This window comes from Paenibacillus sp. FSL H8-0175 (assembly GCF_045040615.1).
Classification (GTDB): Bacteria; Bacillota; Bacilli; order Paenibacillales; family Paenibacillaceae; genus Paenibacillus_AQ; species Paenibacillus_AQ odorifer.
On sequence record NZ_CP150299.1, the window covers coordinates 4,753,316 to 4,771,998 of the forward strand.

An 18,683-nucleotide genomic window follows, 5' to 3' on the forward strand; every position below is an offset into this window, starting at 1 on the left:
CTTTTTACTGTTTATAGTTTCACCCTACGGAATCGGCTTCCAATTCTGATTCTGACCTCGGTACTTGCGATAGGCTACATAGGCTAACGCAGCTATAATGAAGCTTGCGGCTAACCCTCCCCAAATCCCAAATTCTTGCGATGCCAGCGGCAAGGACAAAGCAGGTTCATCCTTCTCTTTTCCGAACATTACTCTTACCGCATCCTGACCATAAGATACAATTTCAAGCAGGCGGGCACGTTCAACCTTTTGTGAGGACGAAGGAATGCCGGCCGCATATGAGAGCCAGGAATCAAAAGCATTCACAACTTCAGGCTGGCGGGAGACAATCACTGCTGGCCGAATGTTATCATACCTGCCCTGCAGTCTTTCCAGAGCTGTTTTCCAGCCCGCCAAATCATTTGCAACCGCACTTTGCTCCATCGCATTTAGATCCTCGAGAATCAGCTTGTAGTACTGAAGCCAAATAGGCTGGCGCGGATGATTAAGACTGTTGGCAGCTAGACGTAGCTTGGCGGCTGCCGCTTCCCATTGCTGTGGATTTATTTTCGCGCCTGCCACGGTAGCCTTCAGGTCCATAATGACCCCTGACAATGCATTAATACCCTCCACAGAGGTCATTCCTTCAAAGGATGAGGACACAAAGATCTTGGAGATCGCTTCGGTCTCCTGTCGGACCTTCATTACATCCCCTTCCAAAACATACCCATACAATGCCTCAGCAGCTTGTTCCAGCTGCTGCGCCCCAGTCTTTCCGCTCATTACTGCCAAACCGTTGCCCGAACTAACGTCGGCGCTTTGCTTCGAAGCTTTGCCAGACCCTTCACCAGCATCCCCTAGCGCTGCTGAAGCCTTTACAACATCCATACTGGACAGCAGCCAGCAGAATACTAGAACAACCACTACATAATATCTCCCGCGGAGCATGAGACATCCCCCTCCTACTTAAGAAGAAACGACGTTGTCGTCTTTTAAAGACGATATTCGTTTCTCGTAAAATTATAAGGATAAAGCATAGTATAAAACTTATACTTCTTATAATTCTAAATGTATGGCAGGGGGACAAGGGATAGAACTGCTTACTAACGTCTATTCTTGAACTGATAGATTGAATCTACCGGTCTTTGTCTTCTACTAAACAACCAAGCAGCTGCAACACTAAGCAGCGTAAGCGCCATTGTAAAGTACTGTACCTGTATAACATAATCGTTCAAAACAGAAGGTAACCACGGATAGATTCCGTAAGAATAATCCAGCATATCGTTGGCGAGTGTCCAAAGCAGGGCTAATGGAATCATTTTGCGGAAAGAAAAAAACCTCGCATAAATCAATGCTTCAACTGCCATCCCCGTATGGGAGATTACCAGCATCCAATCTTTCCAAACCAAAACATCACCGTGATAACCCCCGGCAAAAATAATACTCACTGCCCATATCCCGTACTTCACTGACGTAACGACCGCCAAAGCCTCAATAAGTTCCCTTACATTGTTTCCTGTGTAGCTTTTTGGAGGGAAAAGCATCAGCAACAGAGCCAAGGTAAAAAACAAACTTGCGGTTGGACTATCCGGAACAAATGGAAGCAGCCAGTGTGGATAATTAGCCGCAGTGAACTCCAGTTGATTGCCATACCATATGTAACCATAAATTGTACCCAGGAAATTTACGATAAATAACAACCAGATAATTCCCCGGTTCTTAAACAGTTTGTTAAACCAATGAACTGGCATACAGATTATTAACCTCCCCAAGTAATGGCACTTCGCATTTAGACATACAAAAACCTGACCGCATGCACGATCAGGTTGCGTTATCATTATTTTACTGTTCGCTTTTTTGTTTGGCAAGCCAGCCGGCCAAGGTATCAATATCCGCTTCTGATAGACCTGCTCCCAAAGCGGTATCGTACATTTTTGGCATCTGCCCTTGACCCTCTTTTATAATAGTAAGGATTGCTTCTTTGTCGTGGGTGTCTCCAACTCCACGAAGTGAAGGACCGCCCGCCCCTTTCAAATCTGCTGCGTGACAGGAGATACAAGTGGCTTGCTTGAAGAGTCCCATAGCAGGATCATCCTTGTCCACAATCGCTACTTCTTTTGGCTTAACGGCACTGGAGGTTGGAAGACCCTTAGCCCTGTTCTCCGCCGCCTTTTCTTCCCGTTGAACATCTTCAGGAATCTGACCCGTTTCAGCCATTTCATGTTTGTATTCAGTCCAGGCTGTATTGGTCAAATAAACAATCGCTGCAAGTGACAAGAACATTAAAGATGAAGCAATCGGTCTACGGTAAAAGCGACGCTCTCTACCCGTATCCAGAAAAGGAGCCAACAGAAGTGAACCAAAAGCCACACCAGTAACTCCTAGTGTACCCAGAACGATATAATCGCCTGAAGCATATGGGAGCTTCAAATACTGATAGAGGAACAAGAAATACCAGTCAGGAATCGGGATAACCGTAGCACTAGCATTTGCTGGAAAACCTAGCGGAGCTGGCTCTGAAATAGTAAGGACTAATATTCCTACAAGTACAACGACTCCGACCATCCATTCCTTCAGTAGAAAGTTAGGGATAAAGGCTTCCGATTTGCCGGGGTAAGCCGTGTAGTCCGGAGGTGTGATAAATCCGTTCCCTCTGCGAACTCTGGAATCACCGACATATACAACCTTTTCCTTAGAATTGTTTCCATGCGCCATCCGTATTCCTCCTCTCTCAGATTAACTTACAACGGTCCGGAAATCCCTTGTCTGCGGATCATAATAAAGTGTCCTACGAGCAGACTAAGAAGCACCGCTGGGAGGAAGAATACATGTAGTGCGAAAAAACGAGTTAAGGTTTCGGCACCAACAATCGTTCCACCTTGCATCAGTTCCTTCAGCACCGGCCCCATCACTGGAACAGAATTGGCTATTTCAAGAGTTACCTTTGTTGCGAAATAAGCTTTATTATCCCAAGGCAACAAGTAACCTGTTAAACCAAGTCCCAACATTACGAAGAAAATCAGCATTCCAACTACCCAGTTCATCTCGCGCGGCGCTTTGTAAGAGCCTGTAAAGAAGACGCGCATTGTATGAAGGAACATCATAACAATTACTAGACTTGCGCCCCAGTGATGCATCCCGCGGACAATCTGTCCAAATGCAACACTTGTCTGCAAATACTCAACACTAGCATAAGCATTAATAATGTCCGGAACATAATACATCGTTAAGAACATACCTGATAAAATCTGAATGACAGTGATAAAAAAGGTCAGTCCGCCAAAGCAATACACGAACGCAGAGAAATGATGGGCCGGATTAACATGCTCAGGAACCTCGTGATCGGCCACGTCTCTCCAAATCGGCGTAACATCCAGACGTTCGTCAATCCAGTTATAGACATTTTTAAACATCAGAACTACGCCTCCTCACGAGCTACTGTATTTGGCACAATGTCTCCCAAAAGCACCCACCCGTTATCGAATTTCGTTTTATACTGGTCAAGCGGCTTAGGAGCAACTTCGAGATTTTTGCCAAGCTTTGTATAACGTGCACCATGGCATGGGCAGTGATATTCGTCCGGATGAGCTTTATCGTTGTTCCACCCGACCGTACATCCCAAATGTTTACAGATCGGTGAAAGCGCATAAATATCACCCTTCGCGTCTTTCCGGATCCACGCAGTGAGTGTCGCTGTACTGTCGTACCATCCGTCCTTCTGTTTCAATTCAAAAGTAAATTCCTGGGGCTCTTCGGTGATTTTGCTTATCTCAGCAACCTTGATAAAATCTCCAGCACCCTTCTTATGTAATATCGGATCCACGACAAAACGGACCATGGGGAGAATTGTACCCGCCCCCATAAAAGCAGTGGCGCCACCAAGCGTGTAGGTCAAAAATTGCCTGCGCGACATCTCTTTACGGCTGGGTGGTTGTTCAGGCCATGTCTCCTGTTGTTCATTATGGCTGCTCATACTGTTATATAACCCCCTTCTCAAGATATAAGAAAGTATCTGTGGTGTCCGATCAGAGATGTCTCAATATAAATAATCCGTTTTCAAATCTTTTCAATGAAATACATCACATACCATTTGGATTCAACCTAATAATAGCTTAGGCTCCAAAACCCGTCAAGAATATTGTCTAATTTGTGACAGGCTAAAAAGCGATTTCAACCTATAATTGTTGATTTTCTGTCACATTTATAAGGAGTTCATCTCCGCCACATGTCTTGAATTTTCATCCTAATTTCACTGTCATTCTTCCCTTCATGAGAAGCCTCAATGATAGGCAGAGAGAGAACTAAATCGCTTTCATAGATTTGGCCTTCTTGGAGAGGTACATCCGCTGTCAACACCACTACATGCTGGAAACCACTGGATTTGACTTTTTGGCAAATCTCATTAATTAAATTCACATAGCCCTCTCCAGCGTACTGAATGGCTGGGTAAGTCACGATCCGCCCCTTGAACGGTATTTCCACCATATCCATGAAATTACGTAATCTTTCGAGTGCCTGAACGGTCTCAGGAGGACTCTCCAGTCCACTTAATCCTGTAAAAGGTATGAGACATGTATCATAGAATTTTCGATTCTCCTCCCAAGTGTCCACTTCAAAATCGCTGAATTTCATTCCCATTCATCTCCCTATGTATAATTGTTAATTTTTCCGGTCTTTCGCAGATCTTCCTGAAGTTATAGAACCCATTATATTGAAGGAGGAGGAGGAACGTCCAGATTTAGATTTTTTATTTTCGTCCGATTAAGCAAATTGAGTAGATTATAAGCAAAAAAAGAAATGCGCTAAGCGCATTTCTTTATGCCAAACTTTTAAGTTCCTCAGTAAGATTTCGGAAAGCCATCTCATCTCCGGTAGCCAGCGCCGTGTCAATCTCACGGTGCAAGATGTCGGAGCGACGCTTTCGCAGCGCTTCATCCCACACCATTTCTGCCGCAAGTCCTAGCATCACTTCATACGTAGCCTTCATTTTGTCCATTCGATACACCTCCGCTGTTTAAGAGATCCTTTTTTTCTTGTTATTTGATATTTTGATATTCATCAAGATGATTATGTTTTCGGTTTCAAGAGAATCGGCACCTACTAAAGCATATTCATCAATCCTGTCTTCGTTCTACATATTCGCCCATTCCGCTCAACACTTCCTCTATTGTACCCATCAGCAACAATAACGGATTCCTACTTCTGCATATGTAATCCCCATAAGCATTCGCACGCGCACCTCTACCGAAGATACTTAGGCACGGCTGTCTCTATCCCCCATGGTGTCATCATCACAGCGAGTCCACCAGAAGTCTCGCCCAGTTTAAGCATGCCTAGGTGCACCATCATCCGTATTATACGTTGCTCTAGAATAGAAGCAGCACTGTCATAATAAAACGGTTTAATTAGCCACCCCACACCATCCACTAAAGAAGGTACTGTCACCCAATTGCCGGCGCTGATGCTTATCCAATACACAAGTGAAGGTAGATTTGGCACAGCCCCTTTATATAGTCTTAACCAAAAAGAGAATATCTGCATCAACGAATCACATTTTCCATCGTTTAACACAGCCTCACCGGTCGCAGTAAGCCTTAGCCGGAAGCCTTCCTCAGAGATCCAACGGCGGTGACGAATATAGTCATACAAAAGCGCAAATCTTGGAGGATAATGCTCACAAGCTCTCCCATAACCAAACCTCCAACCGCCTTTGCTAAGAAGCTCCTCCGGAATATGAAGCGCGTTCATCACACCTTGCTGATAACGCCTATACATTGCCCCTTCCTGATTCAGTTCTGGCTCATTGTCCTTAATATATCTCAGCAGCATTACCAGATCACTGATCATTAATTCTCCTTCACTGCGATACATCACAGGTTCAGGGCTAGTTGCGATGCTCTCTTTGATATGTGCACTCATCGTCTCCCGAAAACGCTCTTTTAAATCTTTGGGTACCTGGTACAAATATCTGGTCTGCTGCGAGGAACCACTAAAGAGCCAGCCTCCACTTTTGAAGCGTGAGACCATCTCCCGGAAACCTCCAGTTTTTCCTTCAGGTGCATCAAAAGATGCTTGCCTTGCCACAGCCAATAAATCCTCAAGACTAAAGTAGGTGCGTTCATCAAAAAGCAATGTATTCAAAAACCGTAAATCCTCCGGAGCGCATTCCCGGATATGAGACTCCATAAAACTTCTGCTTCCAAGCATAATCAAAATACTTTGGATCAAGTCGTGTTTGGAATTCTGTTTGCATTCACACCGGTAGCGGCCCGCTATGGCGGTCAGCTGTCCAATATCTGCATAAGTAAGCATATCCGCCAGATTCATGTTTTATCGCCTCACCGTTTTACTACCATTATGGGGAATACTGCCTATTTTATTCCCTTTATTGCAAAAAAAATAACCCGAAGCCCGGGTTAATGCTGATTTTGCAGGATATGGCGAGTACAATTATATAAAATAGGGTTCCATTCCCGCTCTTTCTTCTCCAGAATCGTCAAGGATAGATTGCCAATTCGTTCAGAATACTTATCCTTGTAAAGAGCAGTATACAGCTGAGCAAGAAATCCTCCATGCGATATGACGAGTATATTCCGATTGGGATGCAGCGCAGAAATATCTTCCATAAAAGCAAGAGCCCGAGCCTGAAGCTGTTCGTCGGTTTCTTGACCGAGGGAGAGCTGGCTCCATTCCTTCCCCCACTTCTCTTCACGTTCTGCGGCAGTAAGCCCTTCTACCTGCCCATAAGCACGTTCCCGGATACGCTGATCAGGTTCTAATAGCGGAATCCCTAACTTGTCAGCAATAATCTTACCGGTCTCAGCAGCGCGGGAAAGATTACTAGTAACGCAGCAGTCCCAGCTGTACGGTTCCTGTAATAAGCGGTCAGCAAGCATTGCAGCTTGCATCCGTCCTTCATCATTAAGTGGAATATCACTTTGTCCCTGTATTTTCCCTATCGCGTTCCAGTCCGTCAATCCATGGCGTATCAAGCCGATTAGCATGTTGCCTCCCCCTTTTCAGCAAAGTATTTGTCTCTTAATGTAACATGGATGAAATAAAAAGTCTTCTTTTTATGAGTTTTACAATGCAAAAAGCCCCTCATTACATTAAGTAAAGGGACTCATTCAATGTTCTGAATATTATAAACAACGGAAGCAAAGACATACGTCTAATAACCCTCTATGATCGGCGATAACGATTCAGCCTAGTTAATGAAAATACTGCAAAGCCTACACCTAACATTGATAACATCATCCAGTATTGAGGATGAGTGGGTCCCATACTTACTACAAGGGGTTCAATGATCCCACCTTCAGAGCCCAAAATTGGATACGTTGATTGCCATTCCATCGAGGATCCAGCGACACCTGTCTCCACAATTCCACTCTGAGCAACAACTGCATCACCTGGAGTTCTGAACATCGTAAAATAAAGAACGCTGGACAGAAATATTGCCAGAAAGCATGCGATCCATAAGCTAAGCCGATGGCGAACAATAGCAGAGGTCCCAGCAGATTTCCCGTCACCGGGCATCAACCATGGACTCTCTAAATAAATCCGCTCCATGACCTTAACATTTATGGCTTCAGCACGCTCTTCACTGATCTCTTCCCTCAAATCTTGCATAAGCAGGCTGCTCTCTTGCCATAGAGCCCATTCTGCAGCGCAGTAAGGACAAGTTTCAATATGTCTTTCAAGTAAAATCCGCCTAGGATGTGTGGGGGGAGCGTCCCACAAGAGCGGAATACATTCTTGCGCTTCCCTGCAATTCATTCGCCTTACACCCTCTCAACCTGCTCTTCAACTTCAGGCTCATTGAAATAGGATTCGAGTTGAAGCTTCACACTACTCCTGGCACGAAACAATAATGATTTCACTGAGCTTACACTCTGATCTAAAATTTCTGCGATTTCTTGATAGTCCATTTGATCATATTCACGTAGGATAAGTGCAGAGCGTTGTTTTTCGGGAAGATTATTTATCGCCTCACGGACCAAATTCATCCGTTCATTGCGCAATGCAGCCTGCTCGGGTGCAACTTCAAACGGTGCTACTGGTGTATATCCACTCTCTTCCAGAGATACATTACCGGCACGGTTCTTGCGAAGCTCACTTAGAACAGTGTTGCGGGCGATAGTGTACAGCCATGTTGAGAATGAAGCATCTACCTCTCGAAAGGAATGCAAGCTACGAAATGCCTTGTAGAAGGTCTCCGAACAAAGGTCCTCTGCGATAAGCTCCATATGTGAATTTCTAAGCATATGATATACAAATGCTAGTATTTTACGTTGATAACGACGCATTAATTCTGAATATAATTCCGTGTTTCCTTGTTTGATTTGCTGGATCAACTGGGAATCCGTCATGGTGAGATTGGCCCTCCTCGCCCTTGCACGTCTTTTCCCATCCGGTCCGTACTTATTATACCGGTTTGGGCTTTAAAAGTTGCGGTGTTACTGCAAATTTTTAGTTTTTTTATGAAATACACCTATGTATATTCAACTACCCGATAATTAAGGCATGATGTATATGAAGAAGACAAAAAGAAATAAGGCATACTTCTAATTTTACATAAATATAGAAACGAATCTAGAAACATACCTGCTCTATTGTACCACATATTCTCATAGGATGACATTAATAGACTTTAGATAGGTCGACTCGCCAGCAAGACCCGACATTGGATTTCTGACTTAGAATCCGGCTTTAAAAATAACACATTTATCAATTTTTAAAAACTGTTGACAAAATGTAAACGTATACATATAATAAAAGTACAGTATGGTTTCTCTCCACTCCTATCCAATACTTAACGGTTCCAATTTATTGTGAACTGTAGCCGCTTACTTTGTAAGCGGTCTTTTTTTGTCCTGAAAGCGCTCTACCTTTTTTTTAGATGATCTATATTAGATTATTTTTACTATAGCGAGCGAATCAGCTTCCACAAATCCCCACAATCATCTATTACCCCGTCTACGTCCATTTGAAGAGATATCTGCTCATTACGTTTCCCAATGGCTTGCAGCCCTGCGTTACGGCTCGCTTGTACGTCATTCATTGGATGATCACCTACAAATATAGACTCCTCTGCGCTCACCCCATTGGGATCCCTCCTTTTGCAAAAATAAAGGATTAAACCGGGAAAGGTGATAAGCCTACGGGCAGGTTCGTTACATAGACGTCATTTGCATAGCTGCGTGTGTAATCCACCCTCTAATCCTAATCGTATGGAAAAGAGTCAGGATAAACAATATACTAGCTATAAAGTTATTTGTTGAGGTGAATTTGAAATGGATGAAATCGATGAATCAAAACAACTGGTACTACAAATCGGCGGTGCCTTGAAAAAGTACAGAAAAGAAAAAAACATGAGCTTAGACGACTTAGCGGAATTAACGGGCGTAAGTAAACTTACTCTGGGGAATATCGAACGTGGCGAGACAAATCCAACTTTGGCGATAATATGGAAAATTTCAAAAGGCATATCTTTGCCCCTATTAGCTTTGTTCAAATCTGAAGACCCTGTTAGTTTGTATCGAGCAGGCGAAGGTCTTCGGTTTTCTAATGATCAAAAGAATTGGATCATAGAACCCGTCTTTAAAAATGTAAGCAACGATATTGAAATGTGTCGGGCTTACTTACAGCCAAATAGTTCGTATCACCCTGAAGGTCATCATGTGAATACAACTGAAATTGCGACAGTAATGACTGGTTCCATTGAAATACGAGTCGATGGAGAAATGTACACATTGAATCAATATGATACGATCAGTTTTCGTGCAGATCGCCCTCACTCTTATACCAATCATACGAATAGCGAAACAGTGCTCCATATCTCCTTAAAATATGGTTTCTAAAAGTCGTAAATTTCACCTATTACATGCAACTCAGTATTCCATTCTAAATGGAAACTCTGAGTTGTATTTTTTTATCTAATATAAGCATTTCAAGTTATAGAACTATCTCAATAAAGTAAACTTTAAAATACTTATTGTTAAATTTAATATATTATACTATACTTTCATTGTCCGCGCGGATATTAGTACGCATTAATTCTGGGAGGGAAAATGAAGAATGCCGAATAAAAAAATCGTACCATCATCTTTAGGGCTGCTACTACTCGGCATCATTATTATTGCCGCAAATTTACGTGCTCCCTTAACCTCGGTCGGTCCATTAGTGGGTCTCATTAGGGGTGACGTTCATATTTCCAATACTTTAGCAGGCTTGATCACAACGGTACCTTTACTTACCTTTGCTTTATTATCGCCTCTAGTACCAAAATTAGGACGTAGGTATGGAGTAGAACTTTTAATTTTGTTTGCTCTGATCTTTTTGACTGTTGGTATTGTAATACGTTCTTTATCTGGGGCTGCAAATCTGTATATTGGAACTGCAATTCTTGGATTTGCAATTGCCGTTTGTAATGTATTAATGCCAAGTTTAATCAAACGTGATTTCCCTAATAAAATCGGTGCCATGACTGGTGTATTTGCAATTTCAATGAGTTTATCTGGAGCGATCGCCTCGGGAATCAGTGTACCGCTAGCTGCAAACGCAGGTTTAAAATGGCAGGGTGCATTGGGAATTTGGGGGATCCTAAGCTTTGTATCGATCCTCTGCTGGTTGCCTCAATTAAGGAAGCATACGAAGCAAACAGCCTCGACGAGTCAACAGATGGCCGACAATGATGTGAAGGTTTGGCGTTCCCCTCTTGCCTGGCAAGTAACCTTGTTTATGGGGATGCAGTCCATGATTTTCTATGTGCTAATCGCATGGTTGCCTGAAATTTTAAAACAGCAAGGCATTGACTCAGGCCAATCAGGATGGTACCTCTCAATAATGCAGTTAGCGCTGCTTCCATTTACCTTTATTGTCCCCGTTATTGCAGGGCAAATGTCAAATCAACGTTCGTTAGTGTTCATCACAACCATTTTACTTTTGACGGGAACGCTCGGACTGCTTTACGGAAGCTCCAATATCATTCTGTTGTGGATCATCATACTCGGAATTGGTGGAGGCTGCGCCTTTAGCTTGTCCATGATGTTTTTCGGTTTACGTACTAAAAATGCGCATCAAGCAGCGGAACTGTCTGGTATGGCGCAATCGATCGGATATCTGCTTGCCGCAATTGGTCCTGCCCTTATAGGATATTTGCATGACACGACAAATAGTTGGAACGTGCCACTTTTCATACTGCTTGGAGCTTCGGTCTTACTCTTTATTGTCGGTCTAGGAGCAGCAAGAAATCGTTTTGTAGGTAGTCGAAATAGTTACGACGAAATAAACTCAAGTACCAGAGAATTTCATGGAAGAAATACTGATCAGAATGAAGAAAGCGAGTTTGGGAACAGTTGCAACAAACCAAACCTAAATTAGAGTCCGCGGGTATAAATCCGGAAGCATTTTGCGGCACTCCTTTCTTTTCTTCGTTGATCCAATAAACATTTAGCTTGTACGAAGTCGCTATCGGACACAGTTGACCTTAAATGCAGCATTAATCCGCATTTGGGATGCTAACGGACCGCATAACAGCTATTGGCACGAAAAACACCCAATATAAGCCTCTTTATGTGAAATAGCGTCTGTGGAGTCCGAAAGACTGCTTCAAAGGCAAAAAACGAGCAAATAACGTCATTAGGGTCCGTAAGTACTAGGTGGTACTTATGGTGGTACCGATGCCGATGACGATACTAACGAAGGCACGTTGAAGTAAGCAACCAACAAACCAACAAACAAAAAAATAGCGATTCTCTATTCACATGAGAATCGCTATTTTACTGTTTTTTATGATTTGAAAATGAACCCGAGCGAACCTTAATACTACACGTATACCGTATAATCATGATGCTGCAACAGGATCTTCGCCCGCTCCATATCGTTCTCCTGACGGAAAGAGAGACGCATAATCCCCGGAACATCTTCACGGCTTTCGATAATTTGTACGTTGCTAAGGTTAATTCCTTGATCCCCCAGCTCTGTAGCAATACGACCGATAATCCCCGGATGATCCGGTACATCAATATGTAGGTCAAATAAAGGTGCTATCATACCTTTACGCCGTTCAGGCAACTGACTACGGAAGCCATTGGCTTCATGAAATGCCTCTTCAATCCCTACACCATCTTCACTTTCCAGCAAACGAACAAAAGAAGAAACTTCCTCGTTCCAATCCTTCAACAAACGAAGCATCACTGAACGATTGTTTAACAAGATATCACGCCAAATAATTGGATCACTGGACGCAATCCGTGTAATATCCCGAAAGCCCCCTGCAGCTAACGTACTATACAAGGAGTCAGTATCATCATAAGCTTTAATCTGATTTACCAGCGCAACGGCAATAATATGTGGCAAATGACTAATGGCGCCTACAATCTCATCATGACGTTCTGGATTAAGGCGTACAATCTGCGCTCTAGTAAGGTGGAGTAAGGACTCCAACGCATGATAAGCCTCGTCTGGCACTCCCGGTGGAGGCGTTAATACGTAATAGGCATTCTCAAACAACAGCGATGAAGCTGCCTCAACACCTGAACGCTCTGATCCTGCCATAGGGTGACCGCCGATAAAATGTACTCCAGGAATATCCAAAGAGACCGCGCATGCGGCAATACTAGCTTTCGTACTTCCAACATCTGTAATGATGCAGCCGGGCTTGAGCGGCAATTTGCTTAACTGCTGCAAATAATCCTCTAGCATACCCACCGGCACACATAAAAAAATGAAATCGGCATCGATTGCCGCTTCCTCCACAGACAATGTGGCACTATCGACCACACCTCTGCTAATATACTTACTCGCGGATTCAGGACGGTGGGCATGGCCAACGACGGTCAGGCCCTCCTTGCCTTTAAAGCAAAGGGCCAGTGAGCCTCCGATCAGACCGACACCGAATATTGCTATTTTTGTCGTCATGTTCTTTGAACTACCTGCCTTCTTTAGTCTTGACTTGCTGTTATTACTAAGCGCGTACTCCACTCTCTAAAAGAGTTTGTTCCAGCGCGGTGATAAAAGCTGTATTCTGCTCAGCCGAGCCCACAGTAACCCGAATATAAGTCGGATAAACCTGATGACCCGCTCTTACGATGATTCCTTTACGCATCAAAGCATCAAAGACCTCTGTAGCAGGCTTACGAACATCTACCATGATGAAGTTCCCGTGTGCCGGGAAGGATTCTAGACCCAGACGTTTGAATTCACCTTGCAATTGGACAATACCCGCGCTATTAAGACGACGGCATTCCTGTACGTAATCTTGATCATTCAAAGCAGCAAGAGCTGCAGCTTGAGCAAGTCGTGAGGTATTAAAAGGCTCACGTACCTTGTTGATCAACGAAATGATCTCAGGACTCGCAACACCGTATCCAATACGCAATGCAGCTAAGCCATAAATTTTGGAGAATGTGCGAAGCACAACCAGATTCTTGTAACGAGTCAGTAACTGGATACCATTGGAGTATGAAAGATCTGTTACATATTCACAGTATGCCTCATCAAGGACAACCATTACATTGGAAGGCACAGCATCCAGGAAAGAAACCAAAGCTTCCTCTGGAACAATCGTACCTGTTGGGTTATTCGGATTACAGATCCAGATAACCTTAGTGCGGTCCGTTATACGAGCCAGCATCCCATCCAGATCATGTGTACCTTTTACAAGCGGCACCTCAATAGATACCGCACTTTCAATGTCTGCGTTACTCTTATACACGGAGAAGGTTTGGTCCGCCATGATTGTCTCATCACCCGGTAAGAAAAAGGCACGAGCAATAAGTGCAATAATCTCATCTGAGCCACAGCCAAAAATAATATTGTCGTTATTCACGCCAAGACGGCTGGAAAGTGCTGAAGTCAATTCAACGGCTGAGCCGTCCGGATAAAGATAAAGATTCTCAAGTTCTGCTAGAATTGCTTCTTTTGCACTCGGTGAAGCTCCATACGGGTTCTCATTGGATGCAAGCTTAATAACCTCACTTAAGCCAAGCTCCTTCTTGACTTCGTCTATAGGTTTCCCTGGTTTGTAGACAGGGAGATTAACTATATTCGGTTTTGGATTCATACAATAGTCCTCGCTCTCCATAGTTGATTACTCCACTATACACAGGTCAGAATGACACTGTTATGGTCTTTTTAATTGTGCCACAAATTCTCGAATTTGCAACAGTCCCTCATTCCGCGTAGCAGGATGATCGAGCAACGGAATTACCTCTTCTATTTTGCGGACAATGGCACTCCCTACTACAACACCATCGCAAATCTGAGCAAAACGGGCAACCTGTTCGCCAGTAGAGATCCCAAATCCTACAGCCACTGGCAGATCCGTAGCTTGACGAACGGAATCAATAAAGGCTTCTACATCCGCATGGAAAGAGGATCTTTCTCCAGTCACCCCTAATGAAGATACACAATAGATAAAACCGCTCGCACCGGATACAATCTTTGCAATACGTTCGCTTGAGGTTGGTGCAACTAAAGGAATGAGGTTGACTCCAACTTCATCACTACGGCGCCGCATCTCCGCTGATTCCTCAACGGGAAGATCCGGGATAATAAGTCCGCTAATTTCATGTTTGTTCAGATCAGCAAAAAACGTATCTAGACCCATTTGCAGAATAGGATTGTAATAAGAAAACAAGATAAATGGCAAACTGCTGCCGGCTTCACGAGCCTTTAACGCGGTCTCCATGCAAGTGCGCAGGTGAACTTCACCCCGCAGTGCCCGGGCAGATGCTCGCTGAATTACAGGGCCATCTGCAAGCGGATCAGAGTATGGTACTCCAAGCTCCAGAATATCTGCCCCTGCTGTCTCCAGTTCAGTGATGATGGCAAGAGTAGTCTCCAAATCCGGATCTCCAACAGTCAGAAAAGGAATCAATGCGGTCCGGTTCTCAGCTTTTAGCTTCCGGAATACCAAATCCATCCGGTTTGTAGTTTGGGTTGTCATTCAGTTCCCTTCCCTTCTGTATACGCCATAATGGATTCTACGTCTTTGTCTCCCCGGCCTGACAGGCAGATGACAACAATGTCATCCTTAGTAAGGGTTGGACCCATTTTTACAACATGTGCTATCGCATGCGCCGATTCTAACGCTGGAATAATGCCTTCCGTTACACATAGCAGCTTCAGTGCATCTAGCGCCTCTGCATCTGTAATCGGGACATATTTTGCGCGTTCGATATCTTTTAGATAGGAGTGTTCAGGACCTACACCAGGATAATCCAGGCCTGCGGAGATGGAATGTGCTTCTGTTACTTGTCCATGCTCATCCTGCAGGAGATAACTCATCGATCCCTGGAATACGCCATGAGTTCCTTTACTCATTGTTGCCGCATGAAAAGGGGTATCAATGCCTTTACCAGCCGCCTCTACACCAATCATACCGACATTTTCATCCTCAACAAATGGATAGAACATACCGATGGCATTACTGCCACCGCCTACAGCAGCTACGAGCACATCCGGCAGCCTTCCTTCAGCCTCCAGAATCTGGCGCCGTGTTTCATCCCCAATAACCCGCTGAAAGTTACGAACCATCATCGGATAAGGATGCGGTCCTACAGCTGAACCCAATATATAGAAGGTATCATCTACATTGCTAACCCAGTAGCGAAGCGCTTCGTTGCCGGCATCTTTTAAAGTACGCGATCCGGAAGTAACGGGAATCACTTCTGCACCAAGCAGCTTCATCCGGAATACGTTAAGGGCCTGGCGACGTGTATCCTCTTCCCCCATAAACACCTTACATTCCATACCTAGCAAAGCTGCAACTGTAGCTGTGGCTACACCATGTTGACCCGCACCCGTCTCAGCGATTACCTTCGTTTTTCCCATCATTTTGGCCAAGATCCCTTGACCAATCGCATTGTTAATCTTATGGGCACCTGTATGATTCAAATCTTCACGCTTCAGATATATTTTAGCTTCTCCCAGATGTTTGCTCAGCCGTTCCGCATAATACAGCGGGGTCTCCCGTCCGGAATACTGCTTTAATAGATAATCTATTTCTTCCTGAAAAGCTGGATCTGCCGAAAACTTACGGTAAGCCTCCTCCAACTCAATCAATGCATTCATCAAAGTCTCGGGCACGAAGCGGCCTCCGAATGAACCGAAACGTCCATGCTGGTCCGGTACTTGTATCATGATTGCTTCACCCTTTCCACAAAAGCTGTCATTTTTTGAATATCCTTAATGCCGTCAGTCTCTACTCCACTCGACACGTCTACCCCATACGGGGCATAGGTATCAAGCAATTCACCAACATTATCTGAATGAAGCCCTCCAGCCACAAACAAGGGCAAGTCATGTTGTACTGCAATTTCTTGGTAAGCAGGTAATTTGTTCCATGCGAAGGTTCGGCCAGAGCCGCCGCTCTGCAATGGATCATAAGTATCTAATAAAACCGCATCTACTGCAGCTGCGTAATCTTCCAAGGTATATTCATTTTCAACTTTTTCCCGCTCTTGATCAGCAACGGACAGTGCCTTCCATACCTGAACCTGTGGATAAGCTCGGCGAACCTGCTGGCAAAAAGCTGGACTCTCCTGTCCATGGAGCTGAATTACATCTAAATGCACCACAGACAGCAATTCGTTCAACTCATCCAGCTTCGGATTAACGAAAACCCCGGCAGCCTTAGGGATTGGACCAGTCTTCCAATTTGGAAGCTCTGCAATCAGTTCGGCAGCACGCTCTATGGACACCTTCCGGCGGCTAGGTGCAAAAACAAATCCGATATAATCTAGTGGTAAGTGTAACATAGATTTTAGCACTTCAACGTCCTGAAGTCCACAGATTTTTACTAATGTCTCAGCCATGCCGGACACGGTCCTTTCCGTTAGGAAGCTCCCCGAGCAAACCGTTAACCGCATCCTCTACGTTAGCTTGACGCATTAGATACTCCCCAACGAGCACTCCGTGAGCACCAGTAGTTCTTAGGTAGCCGATGTCTTTTGACCCGGAAATTCCGCTTTCGCTGATCACTGGAACACCTTGCGGCACAAGAGCTGCCAGCTCGGCTGTTGTCTCCAAAGAGGTCTCAAAGGTACGTAGATTACGGTTATTAATTCCAAGAAGAACGTTTGGTTGGGTTATCTTTTCTGTGCTCAGTACAACCGCCAGTTCATTCCGGTCATGCACCTCAGTCAAGATATCCAATCCAAGCTCTGAAGCTATATCTATAAAATGAGACAGTTGTGCCGGTGTCAAAATAGCGACGATCAACAACACCGCATCCGCTCCGAGAAGACGTGCTTCGTAGATCTGCTTCTCATCGATAATAAAATCTTTGCGAAGCAGCGGCAGATTTACAGCTTCCTTCACTTGCTGCAGATAAGCTGCGCTGCCCTGGAAATATTCTGTGTCCGTCAGAACAGATAAGCAATCTGCACCTCCAGCTTCATACCCTTTTGCAATGGAAACAGGATCAAAATCTTCACGGATCAACCCTTTGGAAGGAGAAGCCTTCTTCACCTCAGCGATCAAGCCCATATCTCTGTTCTTCCCTTGGGTCAGAGCCTTACGAAAGCCTCTTGTTGCCGGAAGAAGCGCAATATCACGCTCTGCTTGTGCCAGCGAAAAGTTTTTACTGAGCAGTTCAACCTCTTTAATCTTAGTCGCGACAATTTTATCAAGATACATAATTAAGTTCCTCCGTCATAGCTACAAGCTGATTAAGCTTGGATAGTGCCTTGCCTGAATCCACTACATCTTTTGCTCTCTCTACGCCTCCGGCCATGGTATCTGCCAGACCAGCAACATATATACAGGCTCCGGCGTTAGCAAGAACGATATCGCGATAAGGATTCATCTGCCCTTGAAGGACCGAGGTAATAATCGCCGCATTTTCAGCTGCATCTCCACCCAGCACAGCTTCCAGTGGATGTCTGTTAAGACCTAATGCCTCTGGCGTTACCTCATACGTGGTTACGATGCCCTCTTTTAGCTCAGACACTAATGTAGGGGCCGAGATGCTGATTTCATCCAGACCATCCAAGCTGCTAACAACCATCGCACGCTTGGACCCCAGCTCCTTCAGTACATTAGCCACCGTCTCTGTCTTATTCCGATCATAAATCCCCAGCAGCTGACGGTCAGCACCAGCGGGATTCGTAAGCGGACCAAGCATATTAAAAATCGTCCGCACTCCAAGCTCTTTACGCGGTGCCGCCGCATGCCGCATCGAAGGATGATAGATTTGCGCGAATAAAAAACAAATGCCGATTCGATCCAAGCATTCCCGAGCCTGATCCGCATTCAGATGAATGTTGACGCCCAAAGCTTCAAGTACATCTGCACTTCCTGCTCTACCGGAAGCTGAGCGGTTGCCATGTTTGGCAACTCGTACCGAAGCCGCTGATGAAATAATCGCTGAGGCGGTAGAAATATTAAACTTATGGATGCCGGAACCGCCCGTACCACATGTATCTAGCAGACGCGCTTTTTCAGTAAGGACAGGTGTGCCGAAACCTCTCATGGCTTCCGCAAACCCCGTAATCTCCTCCACGGTCTCTCCCTTAATCCGTAAAGCGGTCAGCAGTGATCCGATTTGCGCCTGTGAAGCCTCTCCCAGCATGATTGCACCCATTATATCCCGTGCTTCTACACGTGTCAGACTTTTGCCTTCGATTAGTCCAGCGATTCCTGATTGTATCAATTTTGTTGCATCCATAATGTTCATCCTCCAGCCTTAATGTAATCTT

The 18,683-nt window shown here is 44.7% G+C and carries 21 protein-coding genes; 2 read left to right on the plus strand and 19 right to left on the minus strand.

The window, feature by feature from the left end:
• Positions 1-24 precede the first annotated feature (24 nt).
• The 12 genes from MHH46_RS21170 to MHH46_RS21225 form a co-directional block, all read right to left on the minus strand.
• The gene (locus tag MHH46_RS21170) at positions 25-927 is read right to left on the minus strand and encodes a sporulation protein YpjB (RefSeq protein WP_076192195.1); all 903 of its coding nucleotides are present in this window, start codon (positions 925-927) and stop codon (positions 25-27) included.
• Between the two features lie 155 nt (positions 928-1,082).
• The gene (locus tag MHH46_RS21175; protein WP_076141308.1) at positions 1,083-1,730 is read right to left on the minus strand and encodes a DUF1405 domain-containing protein; all 648 of its coding nucleotides are present in this window, start codon (positions 1,728-1,730) and stop codon (positions 1,083-1,085) included.
• A 91-nt stretch (positions 1,731-1,821) separates the two neighbouring features.
• Entirely contained in the window at positions 1,822-2,694 is an 873-nt protein-coding gene (locus MHH46_RS21180) for a menaquinol-cytochrome c reductase cytochrome b/c subunit (RefSeq protein ID WP_076134674.1), read from the minus strand.
• 26 nt (positions 2,695-2,720) lie between these two features.
• The gene (qcrB, locus tag MHH46_RS21185) at positions 2,721-3,392 is read right to left on the minus strand and encodes a menaquinol-cytochrome c reductase cytochrome b subunit (protein ID WP_036676266.1); all 672 of its coding nucleotides are present in this window, start codon (positions 3,390-3,392) and stop codon (positions 2,721-2,723) included.
• A gap of 5 nt (positions 3,393-3,397) precedes the next feature.
• Positions 3,398-3,952 carry a ubiquinol-cytochrome c reductase iron-sulfur subunit gene (locus tag MHH46_RS21190; protein ID WP_076127525.1) on the minus strand — a complete coding sequence of 185 codons (555 nt, stop codon included), beginning with the start codon at positions 3,950-3,952 and terminating at the stop codon, positions 3,398-3,400.
• A gap of 239 nt (positions 3,953-4,191) precedes the next feature.
• A complete protein-coding gene (locus tag MHH46_RS21195; RefSeq protein ID WP_076192197.1) occupies positions 4,192-4,611 on the minus strand; it encodes a DUF2487 family protein in 420 nt (139 codons plus the stop codon).
• A gap of 184 nt (positions 4,612-4,795) precedes the next feature.
• Complete coding sequence (locus tag MHH46_RS21200; RefSeq protein WP_036676261.1) at positions 4,796-4,975, minus strand: IDEAL domain-containing protein; 180 nt, start codon at positions 4,973-4,975, stop codon at positions 4,796-4,798.
• Positions 4,976-5,220: 245 nt separating this feature from the next.
• Entirely contained in the window at positions 5,221-6,306 is a 1,086-nt protein-coding gene (locus MHH46_RS21205) for a hypothetical protein (RefSeq protein WP_076101463.1), read from the minus strand.
• 89 nt (positions 6,307-6,395) lie between these two features.
• The gene (locus tag MHH46_RS21210) at positions 6,396-6,983 is read right to left on the minus strand and encodes a histidine phosphatase family protein (protein ID WP_076127520.1); all 588 of its coding nucleotides are present in this window, start codon (positions 6,981-6,983) and stop codon (positions 6,396-6,398) included.
• Between the two features lie 178 nt (positions 6,984-7,161).
• Positions 7,162-7,608 carry a hypothetical protein gene (locus tag MHH46_RS21215; protein ID WP_051490909.1) on the minus strand — a complete coding sequence of 149 codons (447 nt, stop codon included), beginning with the start codon at positions 7,606-7,608 and terminating at the stop codon, positions 7,162-7,164.
• A 152-nt stretch (positions 7,609-7,760) separates the two neighbouring features.
• Positions 7,761-8,348, minus strand: coding sequence for an RNA polymerase sigma factor (locus MHH46_RS21220; protein ID WP_036676255.1), 588 nt, complete (start codon positions 8,346-8,348; stop codon positions 7,761-7,763).
• A gap of 554 nt (positions 8,349-8,902) precedes the next feature.
• A complete protein-coding gene (locus MHH46_RS21225; RefSeq protein ID WP_175618937.1) occupies positions 8,903-9,079 on the minus strand; it encodes a hypothetical protein in 177 nt (58 codons plus the stop codon).
• Positions 9,080-9,272: 193 nt separating this feature from the next.
• On the opposite strand from MHH46_RS21225, the gene MHH46_RS21230 reads away from it, so the two are divergent.
• Together MHH46_RS21230 and MHH46_RS21235 are read left to right on the plus strand one after the other, a co-directional pair.
• Positions 9,273-9,839, plus strand: a complete 567-nt coding sequence (locus tag MHH46_RS21230) for a helix-turn-helix domain-containing protein (RefSeq protein ID WP_038572428.1) — start codon at positions 9,273-9,275, stop codon at positions 9,837-9,839.
• Between the two features lie 217 nt (positions 9,840-10,056).
• Positions 10,057-11,361 (plus strand): MFS transporter, encoded by a 1,305-nt coding sequence (locus tag MHH46_RS21235; RefSeq protein ID WP_081387838.1) that lies wholly within the window; start codon positions 10,057-10,059, stop codon positions 11,359-11,361.
• A 444-nt stretch (positions 11,362-11,805) separates the two neighbouring features.
• On the opposite strand, the gene MHH46_RS21240 is transcribed toward MHH46_RS21235, so the two are convergent.
• Genes MHH46_RS21240 through trpD form a run of 7 tightly spaced genes read right to left on the minus strand, consistent with a single transcriptional unit; the run spans position 11,806 to position 18,652 of the window.
• Positions 11,806-12,900 carry a prephenate dehydrogenase gene (locus MHH46_RS21240; protein WP_036676253.1) on the minus strand — a complete coding sequence of 365 codons (1,095 nt, stop codon included), beginning with the start codon at positions 12,898-12,900 and terminating at the stop codon, positions 11,806-11,808.
• A gap of 46 nt (positions 12,901-12,946) precedes the next feature.
• Positions 12,947-14,044 carry a histidinol-phosphate transaminase gene (hisC, locus tag MHH46_RS21245; RefSeq protein ID WP_076192316.1) on the minus strand — a complete coding sequence of 366 codons (1,098 nt, stop codon included), beginning with the start codon at positions 14,042-14,044 and terminating at the stop codon, positions 12,947-12,949.
• A gap of 60 nt (positions 14,045-14,104) precedes the next feature.
• The gene (gene trpA / locus MHH46_RS21250; RefSeq protein ID WP_076127517.1) at positions 14,105-14,929 is read right to left on the minus strand and encodes a tryptophan synthase subunit alpha; all 825 of its coding nucleotides are present in this window, start codon (positions 14,927-14,929) and stop codon (positions 14,105-14,107) included.
• Positions 14,926-16,125, minus strand: coding sequence for a tryptophan synthase subunit beta (trpB, locus tag MHH46_RS21255; protein WP_076127515.1), 1,200 nt, complete (start codon positions 16,123-16,125; stop codon positions 14,926-14,928). Before trpB ends, trpA begins: the two co-directional genes overlap by 4 nt.
• Positions 16,122-16,799, minus strand: coding sequence for a phosphoribosylanthranilate isomerase (locus MHH46_RS21260; RefSeq protein ID WP_076192199.1), 678 nt, complete (start codon positions 16,797-16,799; stop codon positions 16,122-16,124). The genes trpB and MHH46_RS21260 overlap by 4 nt, the downstream gene beginning before the upstream one ends.
• Entirely contained in the window at positions 16,792-17,622 is an 831-nt protein-coding gene (gene trpC / locus MHH46_RS21265; protein ID WP_076192201.1) for an indole-3-glycerol phosphate synthase TrpC, read from the minus strand. Before trpC ends, MHH46_RS21260 begins: the two co-directional genes overlap by 8 nt.
• Complete coding sequence (gene trpD / locus MHH46_RS21270) at positions 17,612-18,652, minus strand: anthranilate phosphoribosyltransferase (RefSeq protein WP_175617300.1); 1,041 nt, start codon at positions 18,650-18,652, stop codon at positions 17,612-17,614. The genes trpC and trpD overlap by 11 nt, the downstream gene beginning before the upstream one ends.
• Between the last annotated feature and the right edge of the window lie 31 nt (positions 18,653-18,683).